A 20,783-nucleotide genomic window follows, 5' to 3' on the forward strand; every position below is an offset into this window, starting at 1 on the left:
TCCAATAAACTAAAAATTATTAGATAATATATTTGATTTCTTTATGAGTAAAAAGATTATTAATTTCATGGATAAAGAAGTCTTTAATCTCGTCCATGGTTTCTTTGGGATAAATGTATTTGCCATAACCAAACTGTCCGTATTTGAACTGTCTCTCTTTTTCGATCATAGGGAGGGTAGTTTCAGGAAAAACTTGTAAGATTCTATTTTTAGCAATAAGGGTATAACGGTGTGAAATAATTTCAAAAGTAATAGGGAAATTAAGCTTTTGAGGAAGCTGTACCTTAAGTAATTCAAGAAGTTCATGATAGTCTTCTTTCCAATGAGGATAGATAAAGACTGGAGCAATAAGAAAACCAAGGGGATAACCCGCTTGTAGCATTTTAAGGCTGGCCTCTAAGCGTTTATCACGGGAAGGGGTGCCTTTTTCATAGGCACTGATTACATAATCTGTATTAATACTAAAGCGAACTTCGGTGTGCCCGTGATGAGGAAGATGGACTAGGCTATCTACATCATTAAACTTAGTAACAAAACGAAAACGCCCATGGGAAGTGTTGCCAAAGAAGGTAATAGCTTTTGCTAGGGCATGAGTATAAGGTTCTACAGGAATAGGGTCTGAAGTAGCAGCTCCTTCAAAAAGGGTGATTTCAGGTAATCGATCTTCAATATATTTATTTGCTTGGCATAGGATTTCATCGATATTTGCATGCACCCTAACAAAAGGTTTATCTCCTAAGTTGGTATTTAAGTAGCAATATTCACATTGTCCCATACAACCTGAAACAAGAGGGAGTTGGTAGTGAGCAGAAGGCTTACAGGATTGAAATTTAAGGCTTTTTTTGGTATCTACTACAAGCGTTCTTTTTCCTTCCCGAAATTGAGTAGCTAGTTCATCTCCTGGAATATGAGCCTTAATCCGATTAGAGCTAAGTTGAATGATTTGAGTATGGGGTTTATCTTTGAAGGTTTCTAAAATAGCTTGTGCCATAGGATAATGAAGCACATCTTTTTCGAAAATAATACGTTTGGGTATAAACATAAGCATCTTCTTCCTCTAATAAAATGGATTTACAAATAGTTCATTTAGCCATCAAAACGATTAACTTTAAAGAGTTCTAAGTCCTTACTTACCTCTCCCTGATACAGTTTACTGAGCATCATACCACCTAATATAGCAAACAAAATACCATTAGCACCATAGCCTAGGCAATACCAAAGTGATTTATGTTTAGGGTCTTCACCGATAAAACCTAAATTATCTGGTGTAGAGGCAAAGGCACCACAATAGGCATAATCTAATTCAATATGAGGAATATGGGGGAACATAGTTTTTAATTGAGCAAGTAAAATAGTATATTTTTCATGAGCTGTTTTTTCATCAAATATACCTGTATGAAAAGGAATATCCTCACCCCCTGCTAGGAGGCGATGGTCAGAGGTTGTACGGAAGTAATGATAGGGATCATTGTTATCACGTATGAGTACCTTATTATGCCACCCCTCAAAGCTAGAGACAGGTTGAGTGGCAATGTTATAGGTTACCGTTTTAACACCCAAGTTGCGAGTAGTAAAAGAGTCTGTATCGTAGCCTGTAGCTAAAATAACCTTTTTACCTTTTAGAGTATAGCCATAGCTTGTGATAACCTCTACACCATCAGGTAGGTAATGAAGCTCCCTAACTTGAGTATTTTCATAAACTTTTAGACCTTGTTCACAGCTTACTTTTAGTAAATGATGGGTATAAAGAAAGGGGTCTAACTGAGCACCTCCCTTGTGGGCATAAACGCCACCTTTTAAATCAAAGCTAAAAGGGTTATTAGTAGTAGTTAGAAAGTCAACCTCTAGACCTCCTTTTTTGCGAATAGTATATTCTTCCTCCATCTCACAGACTTCAGTTTGTTTAGCTGTGTATAAGAGAGTATCTTTCCACTCAAAATGACACGTATTGCCCTTCTCTTTAATAAAAGCATCTATTTCAGAAAGAGCTTTAAGACCTAAATGATAGGCATGTAATGTCTTTTCTAGGGGCATATATTTTTCTAATTCCCTAGCATTACTATCTAGTTCGTATTGTAATAATGAAGTAGTGATACTGGTACTGCCATGACCGATACGATGTTTTTCAATAAGTATAGCAGGGATGTTAGCTTTTGAAAAATAGTAACCGAGGATACTACCTGTTACCCCGCCACCGATAATAATGATATCTGTTTCTAAATTTTCCGTAAGGTAAGGATATTGACGAGGTATAGGGTGGGTATGAGTAAATAGAGCTTGGCCTTGTACATAATGCAGTCCCATTAGTGAGTCTCCTTTTCTTGAGGGTAGTGATAAGCTTTGGGGATATGAAGTAAATCTTCGAGTTGTTTAAAGAAGTTAAGGGCGATAGGGGATTCTAAACTTTCCTTAACAGGAGCTTCTAAAAAAGGAAGTTGAATTTCTTTTTCTAAAAGAGCCTTATTCAAAACCTCAGTCATTACACCATAAACAGGAGGGATGGGAGGAGACTTGAGATCTACTTCCATGGATTCTGTTTTGTAACGATTAGTTTTGTGTTTACCCCAGTAGATGCTACAAGTAGGGCTTCCTTGAATGCCTATATAACATAAAGGCGTATTGGCATTACGTGTTAATTCTTCTACCATATCCATATAAGGGCTTAGTTCTTTTAAACAATGTTTACGAAAAAAGACATTATCATACTGTTGTCTACCTTGAGGATTACGCCAATAACCCATAGCTGTAAATTCTGGACAAGGTAATTGGATAATAGCGATATTTTTGCTAAGTAAGTAATCACATATTTTCTGAGCAACAGCAAAGCGCCTCCCTAACATATGAACTCTTGTAGAGGGATTAAGAAGGCAATGAGAAACAATAGCAAAGTAGCGAGGTTTATTGGACATGTGCGAAATCTCCCTTAGTAAGTAATCAGTTTTTAATTAGTATTTACTAAAAAAATACAGGTATGCTTAGTCTAAAAAGGAAAACTTTGGAGTTATAAAAAATACGTCTCTTCAATTAAGTAGAAGAGACGTATTTTTTACGATAAGCATTGGGTGTGCAGTTGTATTTAGCTTTAAAGGTACGGATAAAATAAGAAATATTTTGAAAACCTACTTCAAGTGCAATTTCTGTTACAGAAAGTGAAGTAGAGAGTAACAGCTCACAAGCATTTTGGAGGCGCACGGTATTGATATAGTGAATGCAGGTAAAGCCTGTTTGTTCCTTAAAAAAGCGAATAAAGTGATATTCGCTGTATTGGAGTAGATTAGCTAGGGTTTGAATAGGTAAATCTTCATTATAATGTTCAAGGATATATTGAATAGCAATCTTAATTTTTTCGATACGTACAGTATGTATATTTTCAGTAACAGGTACCTTTTGGATAAAGCCATGACCATATAGGAGTGCAAAAAGTTGAAATAAAGAGGCTTTGATTTCAAGTTGGTAAACGGGGCTTCTGATTTGATAACTTTCCACAATACTTATGAGCGTATGGCGAATGGAGGCATAGTGAAGGGAATCTTCATGTAAGACGATAGGTAGGGTTAATTCACCTCCTATAAGTGGGGTGATGAAATCCATAGTGACACTATCCATCGCTGCACTTCTTAACATATCTAAATGAAAAACAATAGCATCATAGTCAAGACAGGAGGAAATATGAGTTTTACCAGAATGAATGCACTGAGGGGGGATAATAATGAGATCCCCTGTTTTTATAGGATAATTTTTCAAATTGATAGAAAGATTTCCGCTTCCTGAATGTACATGGATAAGCTCCATTTCATCATGCCAGTGGAGGCACATAGTAGGGGAATTTTTATCAAGGTGAGTGGGATAAATTTTCATAGGAAACAGGAGGTCGCCATGAATACCTTGTTCTTTGAAAAAGCTACGGTTAAAATTCTCCATATAAACTCCTTTAGCAATTTTGTGTTATAAAATAGCAGTTATTTGTAAGAAAAGCTTACACATTATTAGTATACTACTATTGTGAGAAAACTCAATAAATGAGTGGATTAAAATTCAAAATAAAATGAAAAAATGGGAATGGACTGAGTAAAGGAGTAAAGGAATATGAAAGATAAATGGTGGAAAAAGGTTGTAGCTTATCAAATTTATCCTAGGAGTTTTATGGATAGCAATGGAGATGGAATAGGTGATTTACAAGGAGTGATTAGTAAATTAGATTATTTAAAGGATTTAGGGATAGATGTCATTTGGTTATCGCCTATATATGCTTCACCTAACGCAGATAATGGTTATGACATAAGTGATTACCTTAGTATTATGCAGGAATTTGGTACCATGGAGGATTTTGACCATCTCTTAGAGGAGGTTCATCAAAGAGGTATGAAGCTAATTATGGATCTTGTTATTAACCATACCAGTGATGAGCATCCTTGGTTTATTGAATCTAGGGCATCTAAAAGTAGTAGCAAGAGGGACTGGTACATTTGGAGAAAGCCAAAGGAAGGTAAGGAGCCCAATAACTGGGCCAGTATCTTTGGCGGTTCAGCCTGGGAATATGATGAAGCTTCAGGAGAATACTATCTTCATCTTTTCGATAAAAAGCAGCCTGATTTAAACTGGGAGAACCAAGAGGTAAGAAGGGCACTTTATGACATGATAAATACTTGGTTAGAAAAAGGTATAGATGGTTTTCGCATTGATGCTATTAGTCATATTAAAAAGGCAGAAGGCTTTCCTGATCTTCCTAATCCAAAAGGCCTTGAATATGTACCTTCCTTCCAATGTCATATGAATCAACCAGGTATTTTAACCTTCCTTAATGAACTCTCACAGGAAACTTTTGCAAAGTATGACATCATGACTGTAGGGGAAGCGAATGGTGTAGTAGCACAGGAAGGGGAAGAGTGGGCAGGGGAAAATGGAGTTTTTGATATGATTTTTCAATTTGAACATTTAGCCCTTTGGGACAACACAGATAATCCTTCTAGAGTGGATATGCTTCATGTGAAAAAGGCTCTATCTAAATGGCAGGAAGCACTTTGCAAGAAGGGTTGGAATGCCTTATTTATAGAAAATCATGATTTACCTCGTGTGGTTTCAAGGTTAGGGAATGATAAAAAATACTGGAAAGAGAGCAGTAAGGCCCTAGCAATGATGTATTTTATGATGCAGGGGACACCGTTTATTTACCAAGGCCAGGAGATTGGCATGACAAATATTCATTTATCTCACGTTGAAGAGTATAAAGATGTTCAAACCATTAGTATGTATAAAGAAGCTTTGGCAATGGGGAAAACACAGAGAGAGGCTTTAGAAAGAGTATGGAATGAGACCAGAGAGAATTCAAGAACACCTATGCAATGGAATAGAAGTAGTAATGCAGGCTTTACAACAGGTATACCTTGGTTTAGCATAAATCCTAACTATAGAGAAATAAATGTTGAGGCACAACGAGAAGACCCTTACTCTATTTTTCATTTCTATAAAAAACTTATTAAGATTAAAAAGACTTATCCTGTATTTGAGGAAGGTAACTATAAGCTTCTATTAAAGGAGGATCAGTACCTTTTTGTCTATACACGAACAACGGAAACAGAAAAAGCAATGATTATCTGTAATTTCTCAGAGGATATAAGGACTTTTCAAGTGAATGATGGGCTATTAGCGTCTAACCAAATGCTTCTTAGTAATTACCCAGTAGAATATCATGAGGCACTTCAAAGCATAGAGCTTAGACCTTATGAAGCAAGACTTTATAAATGTATTTAAACTGATACAGTAGAACAATCTTTTTTGAGCTTTTTATAGCACCAGATAAAGCAAATAAGATGGATAAGGGCTGTGATAGTCCAAGAAATGGGATAAGAAAGATATAAAGTTGTTAAAGTTCTATTTAGTGGAAAGATAGTAAAAATCCAAAGGATACGTATTCCACAAGCACCTAATAGAGAAACAAGCATAGGCATAATGGAATACCCCATTCCTCTTATGCTTCCTACTAATACATCCATTACGCCACAGGCAGCATAGGTAGTAAGGATAATATTCATACGTAGCAGACCGTATTCAATAACTTTTGGATCACTTGAGTAAAAGCCTAGAAGTTGTCTGCCAAATGTAAGACAACCAAGTCCCATGGTGGTACCTACTAGGGCTACACAAATAAGACATAAAATAAGAGTTTTGCCAATTCGGTCTACTTTTTTTGCTCCAAGATTTTGACTAGTGAAGCTAAGGGTAGTTTGGTGGAAAGCATTCATGGAGGTGTAGATAAAGCCTTCAACATTAGCTGTAGCTGTATTACCTGCCATAGCGATAGAACCAAAGGAATTGACAGAAGACTGAATAAGTACATTAGAGATAGAAAAAATAGCACCTTGAAGACCGGCAGGTAAACCAATGCGCAAGATACGTCCTACTTTATTAGTATGAAGGCGTAATTTACTGAACTCAAAGTGGCAACTACCTGGATGATGCATAAGACACAAAAGAATAAGTCCTGCCGAAATGCATTGAGATAAAACGGTAGCTAAAGCGACACCTGCAACACCCATATGAAGTCCAATAACAAAATAAAGATTAAGAAATACATTTACAACCCCTGCTGCGAGTAAAAAGTACAGGGGTCTTTTTGTGTCTCCAATTGCACGTAAAATAGCACTACCAAAATTATAGACGAGCATAGCAGGCATACCAATAAAATAAATTTGCATATAAAGAGTAGAAGCACTTAGTACATCATGAGGTGTTCCCATCATTAAAAGAAGAGGTTTTGCTAATACAAACCCGATGATAAGTAAGATAAATCCACAGAGTATACTTAGTAAAATAGAAGTATGAAGCGTTTCACTTACCTCTTTATCTTGATGTGCACCATAAAAGTGGGCAATAAGTACATTAGAACCAACAGAAAGCCCCATAAAGACATTGACTAAGAGGTTAATAAGGGTGCTTGTAGCACCTACAGCAGCCAAGGCTTCACTTCCTGAATAATGGCCAACAACAATGATATCAGCTGCATTAAAGAGAAGCTGTAAAATCCCTGATAGCATTAAAGGGATAGAAAATATGAGAATCTTACTTAAAAGAGGTCCACTACACATATCTATTTCATACGATTTTTTAGTCATTTTAGTTACCTAGTTTCTTTTAGTCATTTATACACATTTGGTTATTATACAATGAAATATTAGAAATGTTAATATGGATTTAAAATAATATAAAATACAGTAATCTTAATACAATATTAACACGGTTGCTCTCTATCTTAACACTACATTTATAAGTTTTCTTCTAAACTAGCAAATGAAGGAGATGATAAAATGAAAGGTTTGATTCTCGGTAGTGTTCTGATAATCATTTTATTAGGATACTTAATTATGGATAAGTTAGACCGGTTTATGATGAGAGGTGGTTTTGTAGAGGAGAAAATAAGCCCTGTTCAAATACTTTTATTTGGAGAAGGAAGGCTTGTCTATCAAATCGAGAATTATTTAAAGGAAAAAGAAATGACATATGAACTTATAACAGAGATAACAGCTGTGGAGAAGTGTAAAAATTGTGGATACCTATTAGCACTTTCAGAAGATGATGTGGAAAACTTAATGATTTGCTCTTTAGCAAAAAAGAGATGGGAGTTTAGAAAAAGTTTAGCATTATGTAATGACTCAGCCAATCAAAGTATATTTAGACAATACGGTGTCAAAGTGTTAGAAAGACAAACACTTTCTTTTGAACTGCAAGTTTCTATATTAAAGGAGATTATAAAAAATGCCTGTGCGTAAAAAATATAACTTATCTTATACTCAAATAAGTACACTGAGTTTTTTGGGAATTATTTTATGTGGGACTTTATTACTCATGCTTCCTATTTCTTCTAGGGAAGGTGAAATTACACCGTTTATTAATGCATTTTTTACGGCAACTTCAGCGACTTGTGTAACGGGATTGGTAGTCTATGATACCTATCAGTACTTTTCAACCTTTGGACAAATTGTGATTTTACTTCTTATTCAGATTGGAGGATTAGGGTTTATGACAATAGCGACTCTTTTTTCACTGATGCTAAGACGTAAAATAGGACTAAAGGAAAGAGGTTTTCTAAAAGAATCCGTAAGTACTATTCAACTAGGAGGCGTCGTAAGATTAACAAAGCATATACTTATAGGAACGCTTATGATAGAAGGGTTAGGTGCCTTACTACTTACCCTGCGTTTTATCCCAGAGCAAGGTTTTGGGAGAGGGCTTTATTATGGTATTTTTCATGCTGTTTCTGCTTTTTGTAATGCAGGTTTTGATTTAATGGGATGTTATGAACCATACAGTTCACTTACTAGATATAGTAGTGATTTTTTAGTAAATGGCGTTATTATGAGTCTCATTGTTATAGGGGGAATAGGCTTCCTCGTATGGGAAGATATTTATAAACACCATTTTAAGATTTCTAAGTATCAGTTACATACGAAAATAGTGCTTGTAACGACGGGGGCACTTATCGGGGGGGCAGCTATATTATTTTATATTATGGAAAGAAATAACACATTGGTAGGAATGTCACCTTTAGAGACCATTTTAGTGACTCTTTTCCAAGTTATTACACCACGTACAGCGGGCTTTAACACCATAGATACGGCTGCCATAACAGAAAGCACCTCTTTATTAACTATTGTGCTAATGATGATTGGAGGCAGTCCAGGGTCTACAGCAGGGGGGATAAAGAGTACCACCCTTGTTGTACTACTTCTTTCTTTTATTGCTTCGCTAAGACATAGTGAAGATCTTAATATTTTTGGAAGAAGGTTAGAACATGATATTGCTCAAAGGGCCCATGGTGTTATTACTATCTATTTAATGGGTGCAGTAATGGCAGCAATGACTATTTGCTTTTTACAACCTTTACCTTTAACAGATGTATTTTTTGAAGTTTTTTCTGCTATTGGTACAGTAGGAATGTCAAAGGGTATTACAAGAGATTTAACGAGTCTTTCAAGGCTAATTATTATTTTACTCATGTTTTGCGGGCGAGTAGGAAGCTTATCCTTTGCACTTGCTTTTGTGTCTAAGAAAACTTATGTGCCTGTGAGACAACCAGTAGAAAAAATTACAATTGGGTAAAAATAAAACCACTAGTGAAAGGAAGAAAAAGATGCAATCAGTATTAGTTATAGGAATGGGACGTTTTGGGAGACATTTGGCAAGAAAATTTGTGGAGCTTGGGAAAGAGGTGATGATTGTTGATAAAGTTGAGGAGAGAATGCTGGATATTATTTCATTAGTGACCAGTGCTCAAATTGGAGATTGTACAAGAGAAGAAGTATTAGCTTCCTTTGGAGTAAGTAACTTTGACCGCTGTTTTGTATGCATTGGTGAAAATTTTCAAGCTTCTTTAGAGATTACTTCAACCCTCAAGGAGTTAGGGGCCAAGTATGTGGTAGCTCGTGCAAATCGGGATATCCATGCCAAGTTTTTGCTTCGTAATGGAGCAGATGAAGTTGTTTATCCTGAAAGAGAAGTTGCAGAAAAAACAGCAATTTGTCATAGTGCTGATTATATATTTGATTATATTGAGCTTACACCGGAATATTCTATTTTTGAAATTCCTCCTTTGGAGAATTGGATTGGAAAAACAGTAGCAGGAGTAGCAGTAAGAAGGCAGTATCTCATTAGTATCTTAGCTATAAAAAAAGAGGGAGAAGTTATGCCACTACCTAAGGCGGACCACGTTTTTGCAGAAAATGAGCATCTAATTGTAGCAGGACGTAAAAAAGATGTATTAAAAATTATAAATAGATCAAGAAATTAGAATCATGGCACATCATATCATGGTATAATAGAAGCAGGTGATGTTATGATTAAAGAAAAGAAAATTCAACTACTTTACACGATAGAACTGATTATTATTGTGTTAACTGCTACTATTATAGCCTTGTTTTTACGACGCTTTGGAATTGAAAAAGAAAGTATTATTATGGTATTTCTTATTGGTGTATTGATGGTGATTACAGTAACGAGAGGCTATGTGTATGGAACAATAGCCTCTCTTTGTAGTGTGCTTTTATTTAACTACCTTTTTACAGAGCCCTTTCATACACTCATGACTTATAATACAAATGATATCATTCTTATGCTTTTTTTCTTTTGTGTCGCACTTATATCGGGAACGCTTACTACACGTTTTCAAAAGCAAACTTTACTAGCTAAGCAAAATGAGCATACAGCTAGGCTTTTATATGAGGTAACTGAAAGTTTTTTAAATATTACGGGAGAAAAAAATATTTTGCTTCATGGAATTTCTTACATTTATAAGCATACGGGGTATAGAAGTCAAGTTATTTTATTAAAAACAGGTGAAGTGTATGGCGGAGAGCCTCTTGTCTTAGTCCATAATAACTATATTGATAAACTAGAAATCCCTATAAAGGGAGTAAATAAGGAATTAGGAAGAATGCAAGTTTATTATTCAAAAGAGCAACTTACCTTAGAACATGAGCTTCTTATTAAAATGGTAGGGAATCAAATGGGGGTTTCTCTAGATCGTGAGCTGATTTATAATGAACGAGAAAATATTCGTATTGCCATGGAACGCGAACATCTGAGAAGTAATTTGTTAAGAGGTATTTCTCATGATTTGCGTACACCTCTTACAGGAATTGTGGGGGCAAGCGGACTTATTATAGAAAATATGGAGGAGCTAGAACCCAGTGCTATAAAAGGATTGATAAAAGACATTAATGAAGAAGCTTTGTGGCTGAATAATTTAGTAGAAAATATTTTAAATATGACACGTATTGGAGAGGGAAAGCTAGTAATTGAAAAAAGGGATGAAGTGGTAGATGATGTCATTTATGAAGCACTTCACCATGTATCGGGGTTAGTAACAGAAAGGGAAATGATTGTTACGATGCCAGAGGAGGTTATTTCTTTGCCGATGGATGGCAAACTTATTGTGCAAGTACTTATTAATCTATTAGATAATGCTATTAAACATACTTACGAGGGGTGTAAGCTTTATTTGAGGGTTTATAAAGAAGATCAATTGGCAGTATTTGAGGTGGCTGATAATGGGCCAGGAATTGATAAGGCAATTATGGAAAATTTGTTCGAAGGCTTTGTAACATCATCAAGACAAATTGTAGACGGTAAAAGAGGTATGGGCTTAGGCTTAGCTATTTGCAAGGGTATTATTGAAGCACATGGTGGGAGTATTACAGCAGGCAAGTCAAAAGAAGGAGGAGCTCTTTTTATCTTTAAATTACCCTTAGAGGAGGAGTAGATAATGGAACATAGCATGAGTATTCTTGTGATAGAAGATGATAAATACATACTTAACTTTATATCCCTTTCTCTTAAAACAAGTGGGTATAAAATACTTACAGCTACTAAAGGAATGGATGGAATGACCCTATTTTATAGCCATAATCCAGATTTAATTCTTCTAGATTTAGGACTTCCAGACAAAGATGGTATTGATATTATCAAGTCCATTCGATTTATTTCTGACAAACCCATCCTAGTAGTATCAGCAAGGGGGCAAGAGTCAGAAAAAATAGCAGCTCTTGACGCAGGGGCAGATGATTATGTAACTAAACCTTTTCATATGGGGGAACTCATGGCACGTATACGCGTAATCGAGCGTAAACTCAAAAAAGAACAGTTGGTGAACAATGAACAAGTCTTCAGCTGTGACTACCTTACTATTGACTATGAAAAACGTAAGGTTTTGGTAGATGGTAAGGAAATTCATCTTACGCCTATTGAGTATAAGCTCTTGGTGCTTCTGGTTGCTAATAAGGGTAAAGTACTTACGCATAATTTTATTCTTAAAGAAGTATGGGGATATGGTGAGACAGGAGACTCAAAATCTATCCGTGTTTTTATGGCAAATTTGAGAAGAAAAATTGAAAAGGATACAACAAAACCACGTTTTATTTTAACAGAAGTAGGAATAGGGTATCGTTTTGCAGATGAGTAATTCCCACATAATCTATTCATTTATTATATATATGCTAAAATTTACAGGAGATAATGTAAACAGATACCATTGTAAATAGTAGGCATAAGGGGTATAATCAATCAGAAATAGTCTATAACTGTTGGAGCTTGTAAAAAAACAAAAAAGCTTTGACTTTTTAAAATGAATTGAAAGAAGGAAGGGAAAAATGGCAAGTGGTAATTTAGGAATCAAGATAAAACCTCAATCTCATTTTAGGATAAATAAACATACAAATTACAGTAAGGAGTTATGGGTAAATGTACTGGTTTGTTTGATAGTTCCTTTTATAGTAGCCTTTGGCTTAGAATTTATAGCTAGGGGGCTAAAAGAAGCAATGTATTTTACAAAAGAGTATCCTAAGAGCTTTCTGTTAAATGGCTTTTTGATGATGGCACTACTCTCACCAGCTATATTTGCTAGAAGGGCGCACTTGGCAGCCGCTTTATGGGCACTTCCATGGGCATTAGCCAGTTTTGCGAGTTATGTGCTTTCAAAGGTAAGAGGCGTTCCTTTTATATGGTCTGACCTTTACTCAATGGGTGATGGAATGTCTATTGCTAGTCAATATCTGACAAAACCTATCATCCTTCGATTAGGCGCTTTAATTGTTTTGGGCGGTGTCCTACTTGTTGTATTTTATAAATTGAAATTTAAAAGGTATACCATTCATTGGTCAAAAAAACTTTTTATTTTTTTCCTACTTATAATAGTAGGAGTAGGTGGTATAAGCTATCTTAAAGGCCAAAAAGTTGTGCAAATCATTGAGTGGGACACGATGCAGTCTTATAAGCGTAATGGTTTTGCCTATTCTTTTATGGGGTCTTTTTTATCGACCTTTAGAAAGGCGCCAGAGCAGTATTCAAAGGAAACTATTGAAGAGATTATGGCAGGCATGAATGAGGCACCGGTAGATGATGAAGATATGCCTAATATTATTATGGTACAATTAGAAGGTGTTTTTGACCCTACTACTTTAAAGGGTGTAACCTATTCGGGGGATCCTATTCCTAATATTAGGAAGTATTTAAATTCTACCTATAGTGGGCGTATTCAAGTTCCAACTCTAGGAGGAGGAACGGCACGAACTGAATTTGAAGTACTTGCGGGTATTAATATGGACTATTTATCACCAGGAGAAATTCCCTATAATAGTGGCATGGTGAATAAAGGTCCTATAGAAACTTTAGCCTATATTTTTAAAGATAAAGGTTATGCTACAACAGGTATTCATAACTTTGAAGGAAACTTTTATAGCAGACACACTGCTTTTAAAAACTTAGGTTTTGATAAATTTATTTCAATGGAAACGATGAATAATGTAGATAGAAGTAAAGATTATCCTAAAGATGATGTATTAGTTGATTATATTAAAAAATCATTAGAAAGTACTTCAGAAAAGGACTTTATCTTTACTATAGCTGTAGAAACTCATGGTCCTTATAATTACGAATATGACCCGTTGAAAACGAAGAGTCCTATTAAGGTTATAAGTAATGCTTATGAGAAAAGGGCTATTGATCAATTACAAAATTATATAGATCGTTTACATGGGACAGATGCTTTCGTAGGTGCCTTAGCAGATTATATTGATTCATTAACAGAAGAGACCATATTGGTTGTTTATTCTGATCATTACCCAGCTTTAGATGTACTTGAAGATGTAGGTAGTGAGGACAAGTATCAAACACCTTATTTCATTATGAGTAATATGAATAATATTGTTAAGAGGCAACATCATGATATGGAAGCCTATCAGTTAGGAACAGAAATGCTAGAGCTTATTGATATGTCTGGTGGAATTATGAATAATTTCCATACGACTTATCGTGAAGAGGAAGATTATTTAGTAAAATTAGAGCAACTTCAATATGATATGTTATTTGGTAAGAAATACAGTACACATAAAAAGAATCTTTATGAACCTACTATTATTCAATTAGGGCTTGAACAAGTAGAGATAGAGGATGTCACCTATGAAGGAAATCAGATAGTCATCACAGGAAAAGGCTTTACAGATAGTAGTCATATTTTCTTAGGGGATAAGCTTATAGAAACTGAATTTGTAAGTGAAACCAAGTTGATTGGACAGGTTGATAAAGAAGAGAATAAACCTGTAGTGATCAAGCAGCTTGGTAGAAATGATAAGGCGATAGTAGCTTCAGAAGCTTTCAAGAAAGCAGAATAAGCTATTTTTAGAGAGGCGGCAAATAATGGAGGAACAACTTAGTAAGGTGACGGGACAGTCAGAGGGCAGACCTAGAACCCGTTTTTTAAAGAGAGAGGATATAAAGCTTTTTATTAATTTATTAATTTGTATAACAGTTCCTTTTTTTATATTTTGGGGGATAGAAATTTTAACAAGGGGGATGGAGGGCTCCATTACCTATATGAAGACCTATCCTAAAACAGCACTTCTTAACTATATGGTGCTACTTATTACAACTTCACCTGCTTTATTGTTTAAAAGAACGCATATGGTAGCCCTTGTTTTAAATATTCCTTGGGTAGTAGCTAGCTGTGCGAGTTATATTTTGGTTAAGGTGAGAAGTGTCCCTTTTATTTGGGCAGACCTTTATTGCTTTGGGGATGGTATGTCTATTGCGGATCAATATATTACGAAGCGAATGGTTATTAAATTAGTTATTTTATTAGTAGTAGGTCTTATCGTACTTTTTACCTGCTATAAGGTAAGTTTTAAGAAGTACCCTATTACAAGAATGAAACGTATTCTAGCAATGGTGCTTGTGCTTGGAATAGGGCTTTTAGGTAGAGGGGTTTTGATGAAAAGTGGTGGTATGGAACGTAACCCATGGGATACAATGGAAGCCTACAAGCGAAATGGTTTTGTTTGGTCTTTTTCGGATTCCTTTTTAGCTACTTTTAGAAAGAAACCTGAGGGCTATTCACAAAAAGCAATGAATGAAATTAAGAAAAATCTTGAGGAGCTTCCTAAAGCAGAAGATAAGAGAATGCCTAATATGATATTTGTACAGATAGAAGGGGTAATAGACCCACTTACTATTCCTAATGTAAAATTTTCCGGTGATCCCATTCCTAACATCCGTAAGTATCTGACAGAAAATTATAGTGGTAAGCTTCAAGTCCCTACTATAGGGGGCGGTACAGCGCGTACAGAGTTTGAGGTACTTTCAGGGGTTAATATGAATTACCTAGCACCGGGAGAAATCCCTTATACAAGTGGTCTTACTTCTCTAGGTCCTGTGGAAACCATTGCTTATGTTTTAAAAGAAAAAGGTTATGCTACAACGGGTATACACAACTATGCAGGGAATTTCTATAGCAGAGATACGGTTTATAAAAATTTAGGTTTTGATCGTTACATTACTATGGAAACGATGTACCCTATTGAAAGGCAAAATGGCTGGCCAAAGGATGAGGTTCTCGTTGAATATATTAAACGCACTTTAGAAAAAACGGAAGAAAAAGACTTTATTTTTGCTATTACGGCAAGTACTCATGGAGCTCACCAGTACAATTATGATCCTGAAAAGAATGATACCGTTATTAAGGTAACAGGTGACTATAGTGAAGAGGCACTTAATCAGTTGCAAATCTATGTAGATCGTGTTCATAGGGCAGATGAAGTGTTTGCACAGCTTGTAGAGTATGTAAATAGTCTTGAAGAAGATACCATTGTTGTTATGTATCCTGACCATTATCCAACACTTGATGTTTTAAAGACTATTCCAGCAGAAGAGCGTTATCAAACCTTCTACTATATTATAGATAATCAAAACAAAATCGAACCTAGCCAAAATAATGATATAGAAGCCTATGAGCTTTATACGCATGTATTCAATTTAGTAGGTATGCAAGGAGGTATTATGAGTGACTTCCAAAGCTACTATTCAAAAAGAGAAGACTATCAAGAAAAGCTTCAAAAGGTTCAATATGATATGCTTTTTGGGAAAAAGTATATTACAGATAAAGAAGCTATACTGACACCTACTATTATTCAGATAGGATTAGAACAAGTTCAGATTGATAATGTTCAGTATGAAGGAACAGATGCCATCATTACGGGTAAAAATTTTACAACAAGTAGTCGTATTTTTATGAATGGAAGAAAGGTCGAAACAGAGTTTGTAAGTGATACGAAGCTTATCGCCCACTATGTAAAAGAGCCACCGGAAGAAGTGGTTGTAAAGCAAGTTGCAAGGTATGATAAGGCCATTGCTACTTCAGAGGTTTACAAAAAGTAAAATTTTATAAAGATTGCTCCTTGTGATTTCTGAGAATATGTAGTATGATGTAATGTGTTGATGTAAACGGAGAAGAACGTTTCACTTATAAATTTCAAATAGATTGTAGAGGTAATGATTATAGAAAGTTTATTATTTAACCAACTTGATGTATCAGAAGAAACAAAAAAAGCAGTTCAGGATATGGGGTTTGAAGAAGCTACCCCTATTCAAGCAAAAGCTATTCCTGTTATTTTAAAAGGGAATGATGTTATTGCACAGGCACCTACTGGAACGGGAAAAACATGTGCCTTTGGTATACCAGCCATTGAAGGAATTGATAGTAATGATGACCGTGTACAAGTCCTAATCCTTTGTCCAACACGTGAGCTTGTTATACAAACCACAGAGGAGTTAAAGGCACTTAGTAAGTATAAAGAGGGCGTACGTTCACTTCCTATATATGGTGGGCAACAAATTGATAGACAAATCACCGGACTTAAGAAAAAACCACAAATTATCATTGGAACACCTGGCCGTGTGATGGACCATTTGCGTCGTAAAACCCTTCGATTAGAAAATCTTAAAATGCTTATTTTAGATGAAGCAGATGAAATGCTTAACATGGGTTTTAGAGAAGATATTGATATTATTTTAGAAAGTGTACCAGGAAATAGACAATTTGTACTTTTTTCCGCGACTCTTCCAAAAGCCATTTTAGATATTGCTGATAAATATCAAACCAATACTGTGAAAATTAATGTAGTGCATAAGGAACTGACTGTTCCTACAGTGGAGCAATTTTATCTAGAAGTGAGAGAAAGTAATAAGGTAGAAGTATTATCACGTCTTATTGATGCGAATAACTTTAAACTTTCCGTTGTATTTTGTAATACTAAAAAGCGTGTAGATGATTTATGTAAAGATCTTCAAGCAAGAGGGTATAGTGCAGAGGCGCTTCACGGAGATATGAAGCAGCTTCAAAGAGATAGTGTAATGAACCGTTTTAGAAATGGCTTCGTAGATATCCTTATTGCCACAGACGTAGCAGCACGTGGAATTGATGTAGATGATGTAGATGCTGTATTTAATTACGATCTTCCAAGTGACGAAGAATATTATGTTCACCGTATTGGTAGAACAGGTCGTGCCAAACGTGAGGGTGCATCCTTTAGCTTTGCAGCAGGACGTGAGATGAATAAGCTAAGAGATATTCAACGTTATACAAAGTCTAAGATTAAACTTATGAAACCACCTACTATTGAAGATATCGAAGAAAACATTCTATCCGGTATTTTAGGAGAAGTGAAGGAAGTTCTTCAAGATGGTAAATTAAATAAGTATATGAAATACATTGAGCAGATGCTAGAAGAGTTAGATGATGTAGAGACGGACACCTATCCAACTTCTGTAGAAGTAGCAGCAGCTTTCCTTAAACTATCTATGAAAAATGCCGTAATGGGCTCTTCTAAAGATGTAAATATTGATGAGCTATCTAGGAATCGTACGAGCAACTTAGACTCTTATGAAGATAGTAATATGGTAAGACTTTTCATTAATGTAGGAAAGAAAGACCACTTAACAGCAAGTGAACTTATAAAGTTTATAGCTGCTCATACAACTATTAAAGGTAAACAAATTGGTCGTATTGACTTGTTAGATAAATTCTCTTTCTTTGAGATTCCAAAGGTAACTCTTGGGGAAGCCATGGCTAATCTTGTAGATCAAGAATTAAAAGGCAGAAGAGTAAACCTTGAGGTAGCAAATAAAAAACAAGGTAATTCAGGTAAAGACCGTGGTGGTAAGAGAGATAGACGTTAGATAATAGATATAGCGATAAAAGGGTGTTATGAGTAAAAGTGACTGTGTCGTAGGGGAAAACTAAGAAACGCAAACTGAATACAATAAGAAATGGGCATTTGTTCACAAGCGGACAAATGTCCATTTTTAATATGCAACTCTCAGCGGGAAATACAACTTGAGAACATTCTGATATTGGTATATAATGTATTTTGTAAAATTATAGTAGCGTGAAGCCTCCTATAAATGGGGCATATTGGAGCGGAGAGTGAATCAATATTGCCAAGAGGGACGAATACCGGGTTTGCTTCGCTTTGGGCGTTCATGGTGTATCCTTGCCAACACACAAAAGCCCACCGGCCCTAAAAAAATAAATAGACAAGAAGGTGAATCTCTATGCTCCAAATAGCAATTTGCGATGATGACCAAAAAGAATTGTCCATTTTAACTACTTTGATTCGTGAGTATCTGACTATAAATAAAATATCCGCAGAGCTTTTTGAGTTCTCACACCCCGATGCGCTACTCTCTTCCTGCGAAAGCTGTCGGTTTCATTTGTATATACTAGATATTGTAATGCCTATGGTGGATGGGATTTCTCTTGGTAAAGCGCTTCGCCGCCTTGATAGAGAAGCTCAAATCATCTACGCTACTACAGAACCTCAGTTTGCACTGCAAGCATTTGCAGCAAACCCTATCAACTTTTTAGTAAAACCTGTAAGTCAGCAGGCGCTTTTTTCCACTTTAACCCTAGCCCTGTCAAAGGTAGAGGCAGAAGACGAAACGCTTGCGGTGAAAACTAAGGAAGGTATTTTTGTGGTCTCGGTACGCATTATACTCTGCTGCGAGTACATAGGAAGAGGCGTTACCTATCAGCTTGCAAGTGGAGAAAAGCTACATAGTCTTTCTTCCACCCAGAGCTTTGCCGAGCAGATAGCGCCTCTTTTAATTAGATCGGATTTTTTACAGCCACATATTTCATTTGCAGTGAATTTGCGCCATGTAGAACAGCTTACCCGCGAGGAGATACGCTTATGTGGCGGCATTTCTGTGCCCGTTTCCAAAAAGCAATATACCACTGTCCGTGACAGATACCTTGACTTTCGGCTTGCAAGGGAGGGACAAAAGCGATGACAAATATTTTCCCCGATTTACTGCGAGCCATTGTCACTGATGTTATGTTGATTTTGCTCCTTTGCACCATGGCAACACCAAAATACAAAAGCAAATGGGTGTATGTGCTTGTAACAGTAGTGCTTCTGATAATTAACATTGGGGCAAATTACTACTTCTATCTTGCACAAAATTACACCGCTGTATTTTATATTGACTTAATGATGCTACTAGTCATCGGGATTGTACTAAAACCCTTGTTTAAGGATAAAATGATGCAGTGGTGCTTTAGCTATCTGACCATGCTTAACATTTATGCCGCCGTGGTATTTTTAAGCTATATTCTTTGTGACTTCTTCCCTAACCCCTATTATGCCATTACCTTTTTGCGGTTTATTTTCTTTAGCGTTATTGCTTTTGTATTTCATAAATGGGTATCTAAACTTTACCGCAAGGTGCTTGATTATTGGCACATCTACTTTTTGCCTGTGGTTTCTCTTCTCCTCTGCTTTCTGGGCTACTTTTTTGGCGGTGATATTGAAGAAAGACTATACGATAACTTTTTGCCGCTTATCCTGCTTGTTTTGCTTGGGCTGTCCATTTATATTGGCATTATTCATTCTCTCAAAACCCTCACAAGGGAGTATGCTACTCGGGAAGAAAACCAAAGAATGCAAAATAGCCACCAGCTCCTGCGCCAAGCCGCACACTCTATGGAGCAACGTATTGCACTGATGGCTGAGTCCCAGCAGAAAATGAGTATACTCAATCACGATCGTCGCCACTTTAACAACACCTTACTTGAACTACTGTCAAAGGGTGATGTGGAGGAAATCGGCATTTTGCTACGCCGACAACAAAATCTGTCCGCAGTTAGCCCTCAAAAAATGTACTGTGAAAATCCTGCCACCAACGCTGCAATCAGTCACTATGTAGTTCTTGCCGAGAGCAAGGGAATTTCCTGCAATATCCACACCCAGATACCAAAGGAGCCCTTTGTAGATTCGCTGGAGCTTTCCATGGTGCTTTCAAATCTGATGGAAAATGCGATAAATGCTTGCACTATGCTACCACAGGGAGAAAAACGCTATCTCAACCTGACGGTGATTTGCGAGAAACAGCTCATCATAGAAATAGAAAACCCATACCAAGGTGAAATTCTCTTAGAGGAAAATAGTATTCCCACCTCTACAAAAACAGGGCATGGTATTGGCACAAAAGCAATCCGTATCTTTGCTGAGCATTACTGTGGCGATGTGATTTATCAAACCAATAACGGCGTTTTTAACGTGCGCATTTTCTGCTAAGAATCACAAATAAGACCATTTGTCAAGTCTGCTTTTTCGATAAAAGTGAGAACAATTTGTAATAAAACGACCCTATTTTGTAATATGGGTCTTTTTTTTTATTTTTTATACTATTGTTAATGGGTATATAAAACTAGGAATAAGGAGGTGATTTGATGATGCAAGAGCAGGAAAACAAGCGAATCAGCACCATGGAATTAGCTGCCCCCAATGCTGAAGGCAATGTCTGGCCAAGACAACGCTGTCCTGCCTTTACCCCACGTGGCGGTGCGTCGGAAAACACCTGTTGGTACTGTGTTTACGCTGACTTTCATCTGGACAAGCCTCGCTGTCTTGAAGTGGGTGTATGTTATTGGCCAAAAAAAATATTGGATTGAAAGGATAAAA

At 36.2% G+C, this 20,783-nt stretch carries 17 protein-coding genes; 12 read left to right on the forward strand and 5 right to left on the reverse strand.

From position 1 onward, the window contains the following. Window positions 1-19: 19 nt before the first annotated feature. The 4 genes from splB to CS063_RS10400 form a co-directional block, all read right to left on the reverse strand. Entirely contained in the window at window positions 20-1,042 is a 1,023-nt protein-coding gene (gene splB / locus CS063_RS10385) for a spore photoproduct lyase (protein ID WP_099449633.1), read from the reverse strand. A gap of 44 nt (window positions 1,043-1,086) precedes the next feature. Beyond that, a complete protein-coding gene (locus CS063_RS10390) occupies window positions 1,087-2,304 on the reverse strand; it encodes an NAD(P)/FAD-dependent oxidoreductase (RefSeq protein WP_099449634.1) in 1,218 nt (405 codons plus the stop codon). Next, the gene (locus CS063_RS10395) at window positions 2,304-2,909 is read right to left on the reverse strand and encodes a hypothetical protein (protein WP_099449635.1); all 606 of its coding nucleotides are present in this window, start codon (window positions 2,907-2,909) and stop codon (window positions 2,304-2,306) included. Before CS063_RS10395 ends, CS063_RS10390 begins: the two co-directional genes overlap by 1 nt. Before the next feature lie 115 nt (window positions 2,910-3,024). Continuing rightward, the gene (locus CS063_RS10400) at window positions 3,025-3,921 is read right to left on the reverse strand and encodes an AraC family transcriptional regulator (protein WP_099449636.1); all 897 of its coding nucleotides are present in this window, start codon (window positions 3,919-3,921) and stop codon (window positions 3,025-3,027) included. A gap of 165 nt (window positions 3,922-4,086) precedes the next feature. On the opposite strand from CS063_RS10400, the gene CS063_RS10405 reads away from it, so the two are divergent. Further along, on the forward strand, window positions 4,087-5,751 hold the full coding sequence (locus CS063_RS10405; RefSeq protein WP_099449637.1) for a glycoside hydrolase family 13 protein: 1,665 nt from the start codon (window positions 4,087-4,089) through the stop codon (window positions 5,749-5,751). Here CS063_RS10405 and CS063_RS10410 read toward each other — a convergent pair. Beyond that, window positions 5,748-7,112, reverse strand: coding sequence for an MATE family efflux transporter (locus CS063_RS10410; protein ID WP_099449638.1), 1,365 nt, complete (start codon window positions 7,110-7,112; stop codon window positions 5,748-5,750). The genes CS063_RS10405 and CS063_RS10410 overlap by 4 nt on opposite strands. A gap of 192 nt (window positions 7,113-7,304) precedes the next feature. Between CS063_RS10410 and CS063_RS10415 the strand changes: the two genes are divergently transcribed. The 11 genes from CS063_RS10415 (at window position 7,305) to CS063_RS10470 (ending at window position 20,773) form a co-directional block, all read left to right on the forward strand. Next, on the forward strand, window positions 7,305-7,766 hold the full coding sequence (locus CS063_RS10415) for a hypothetical protein (RefSeq protein WP_099449639.1): 462 nt from the start codon (window positions 7,305-7,307) through the stop codon (window positions 7,764-7,766). Beyond that, window positions 7,753-9,096, forward strand: coding sequence for a TrkH family potassium uptake protein (locus CS063_RS10420; protein ID WP_099449640.1), 1,344 nt, complete (start codon window positions 7,753-7,755; stop codon window positions 9,094-9,096). The genes CS063_RS10415 and CS063_RS10420 overlap by 14 nt, the downstream gene beginning before the upstream one ends. Before the next feature lie 31 nt (window positions 9,097-9,127). Then, the gene (locus tag CS063_RS10425) at window positions 9,128-9,784 is read left to right on the forward strand and encodes a potassium channel family protein (protein WP_099449641.1); all 657 of its coding nucleotides are present in this window, start codon (window positions 9,128-9,130) and stop codon (window positions 9,782-9,784) included. Window positions 9,785-9,829: 45 nt separating this feature from the next. After that, complete coding sequence (locus CS063_RS10430) at window positions 9,830-11,254, forward strand: sensor histidine kinase (RefSeq protein ID WP_099449642.1); 1,425 nt, start codon at window positions 9,830-9,832, stop codon at window positions 11,252-11,254. A gap of 3 nt (window positions 11,255-11,257) precedes the next feature. Next, the gene (locus CS063_RS10435; protein WP_099449643.1) at window positions 11,258-11,953 is read left to right on the forward strand and encodes a response regulator; all 696 of its coding nucleotides are present in this window, start codon (window positions 11,258-11,260) and stop codon (window positions 11,951-11,953) included. 187 nt (window positions 11,954-12,140) lie between these two features. Then, entirely contained in the window at window positions 12,141-14,159 is a 2,019-nt protein-coding gene (locus tag CS063_RS10440; RefSeq protein WP_099449644.1) for an LTA synthase family protein, read from the forward strand. A gap of 25 nt (window positions 14,160-14,184) precedes the next feature. Next, on the forward strand, window positions 14,185-16,197 hold the full coding sequence (locus CS063_RS10445) for an LTA synthase family protein (protein ID WP_099449645.1): 2,013 nt from the start codon (window positions 14,185-14,187) through the stop codon (window positions 16,195-16,197). Window positions 16,198-16,311: 114 nt separating this feature from the next. Further along, window positions 16,312-17,997, forward strand: coding sequence for a DEAD/DEAH box helicase (locus CS063_RS10450; protein ID WP_308415483.1), 1,686 nt, complete (start codon window positions 16,312-16,314; stop codon window positions 17,995-17,997). 375 nt (window positions 17,998-18,372) lie between these two features. Further along, the gene (locus CS063_RS10460) at window positions 18,373-19,110 is read left to right on the forward strand and encodes a LytR/AlgR family response regulator transcription factor (RefSeq protein WP_099449647.1); all 738 of its coding nucleotides are present in this window, start codon (window positions 18,373-18,375) and stop codon (window positions 19,108-19,110) included. Next, window positions 19,107-20,396 carry a GHKL domain-containing protein gene (locus tag CS063_RS10465; protein WP_099449648.1) on the forward strand — a complete coding sequence of 430 codons (1,290 nt, stop codon included), beginning with the start codon at window positions 19,107-19,109 and terminating at the stop codon, window positions 20,394-20,396. Before CS063_RS10460 ends, CS063_RS10465 begins: the two co-directional genes overlap by 4 nt. Window positions 20,397-20,551: 155 nt before the next feature. Then, the gene (locus tag CS063_RS10470) at window positions 20,552-20,773 is read left to right on the forward strand and encodes a hypothetical protein (RefSeq protein WP_308415484.1); all 222 of its coding nucleotides are present in this window, start codon (window positions 20,552-20,554) and stop codon (window positions 20,771-20,773) included. Window positions 20,774-20,783: the final 10 nt, after the last annotated feature.

The organism is Sporanaerobium hydrogeniformans (assembly GCF_002735925.1).
Taxonomy (GTDB): Bacteria; Bacillota; Clostridia; order Lachnospirales; family Cellulosilyticaceae; genus Sporanaerobium; species Sporanaerobium hydrogeniformans.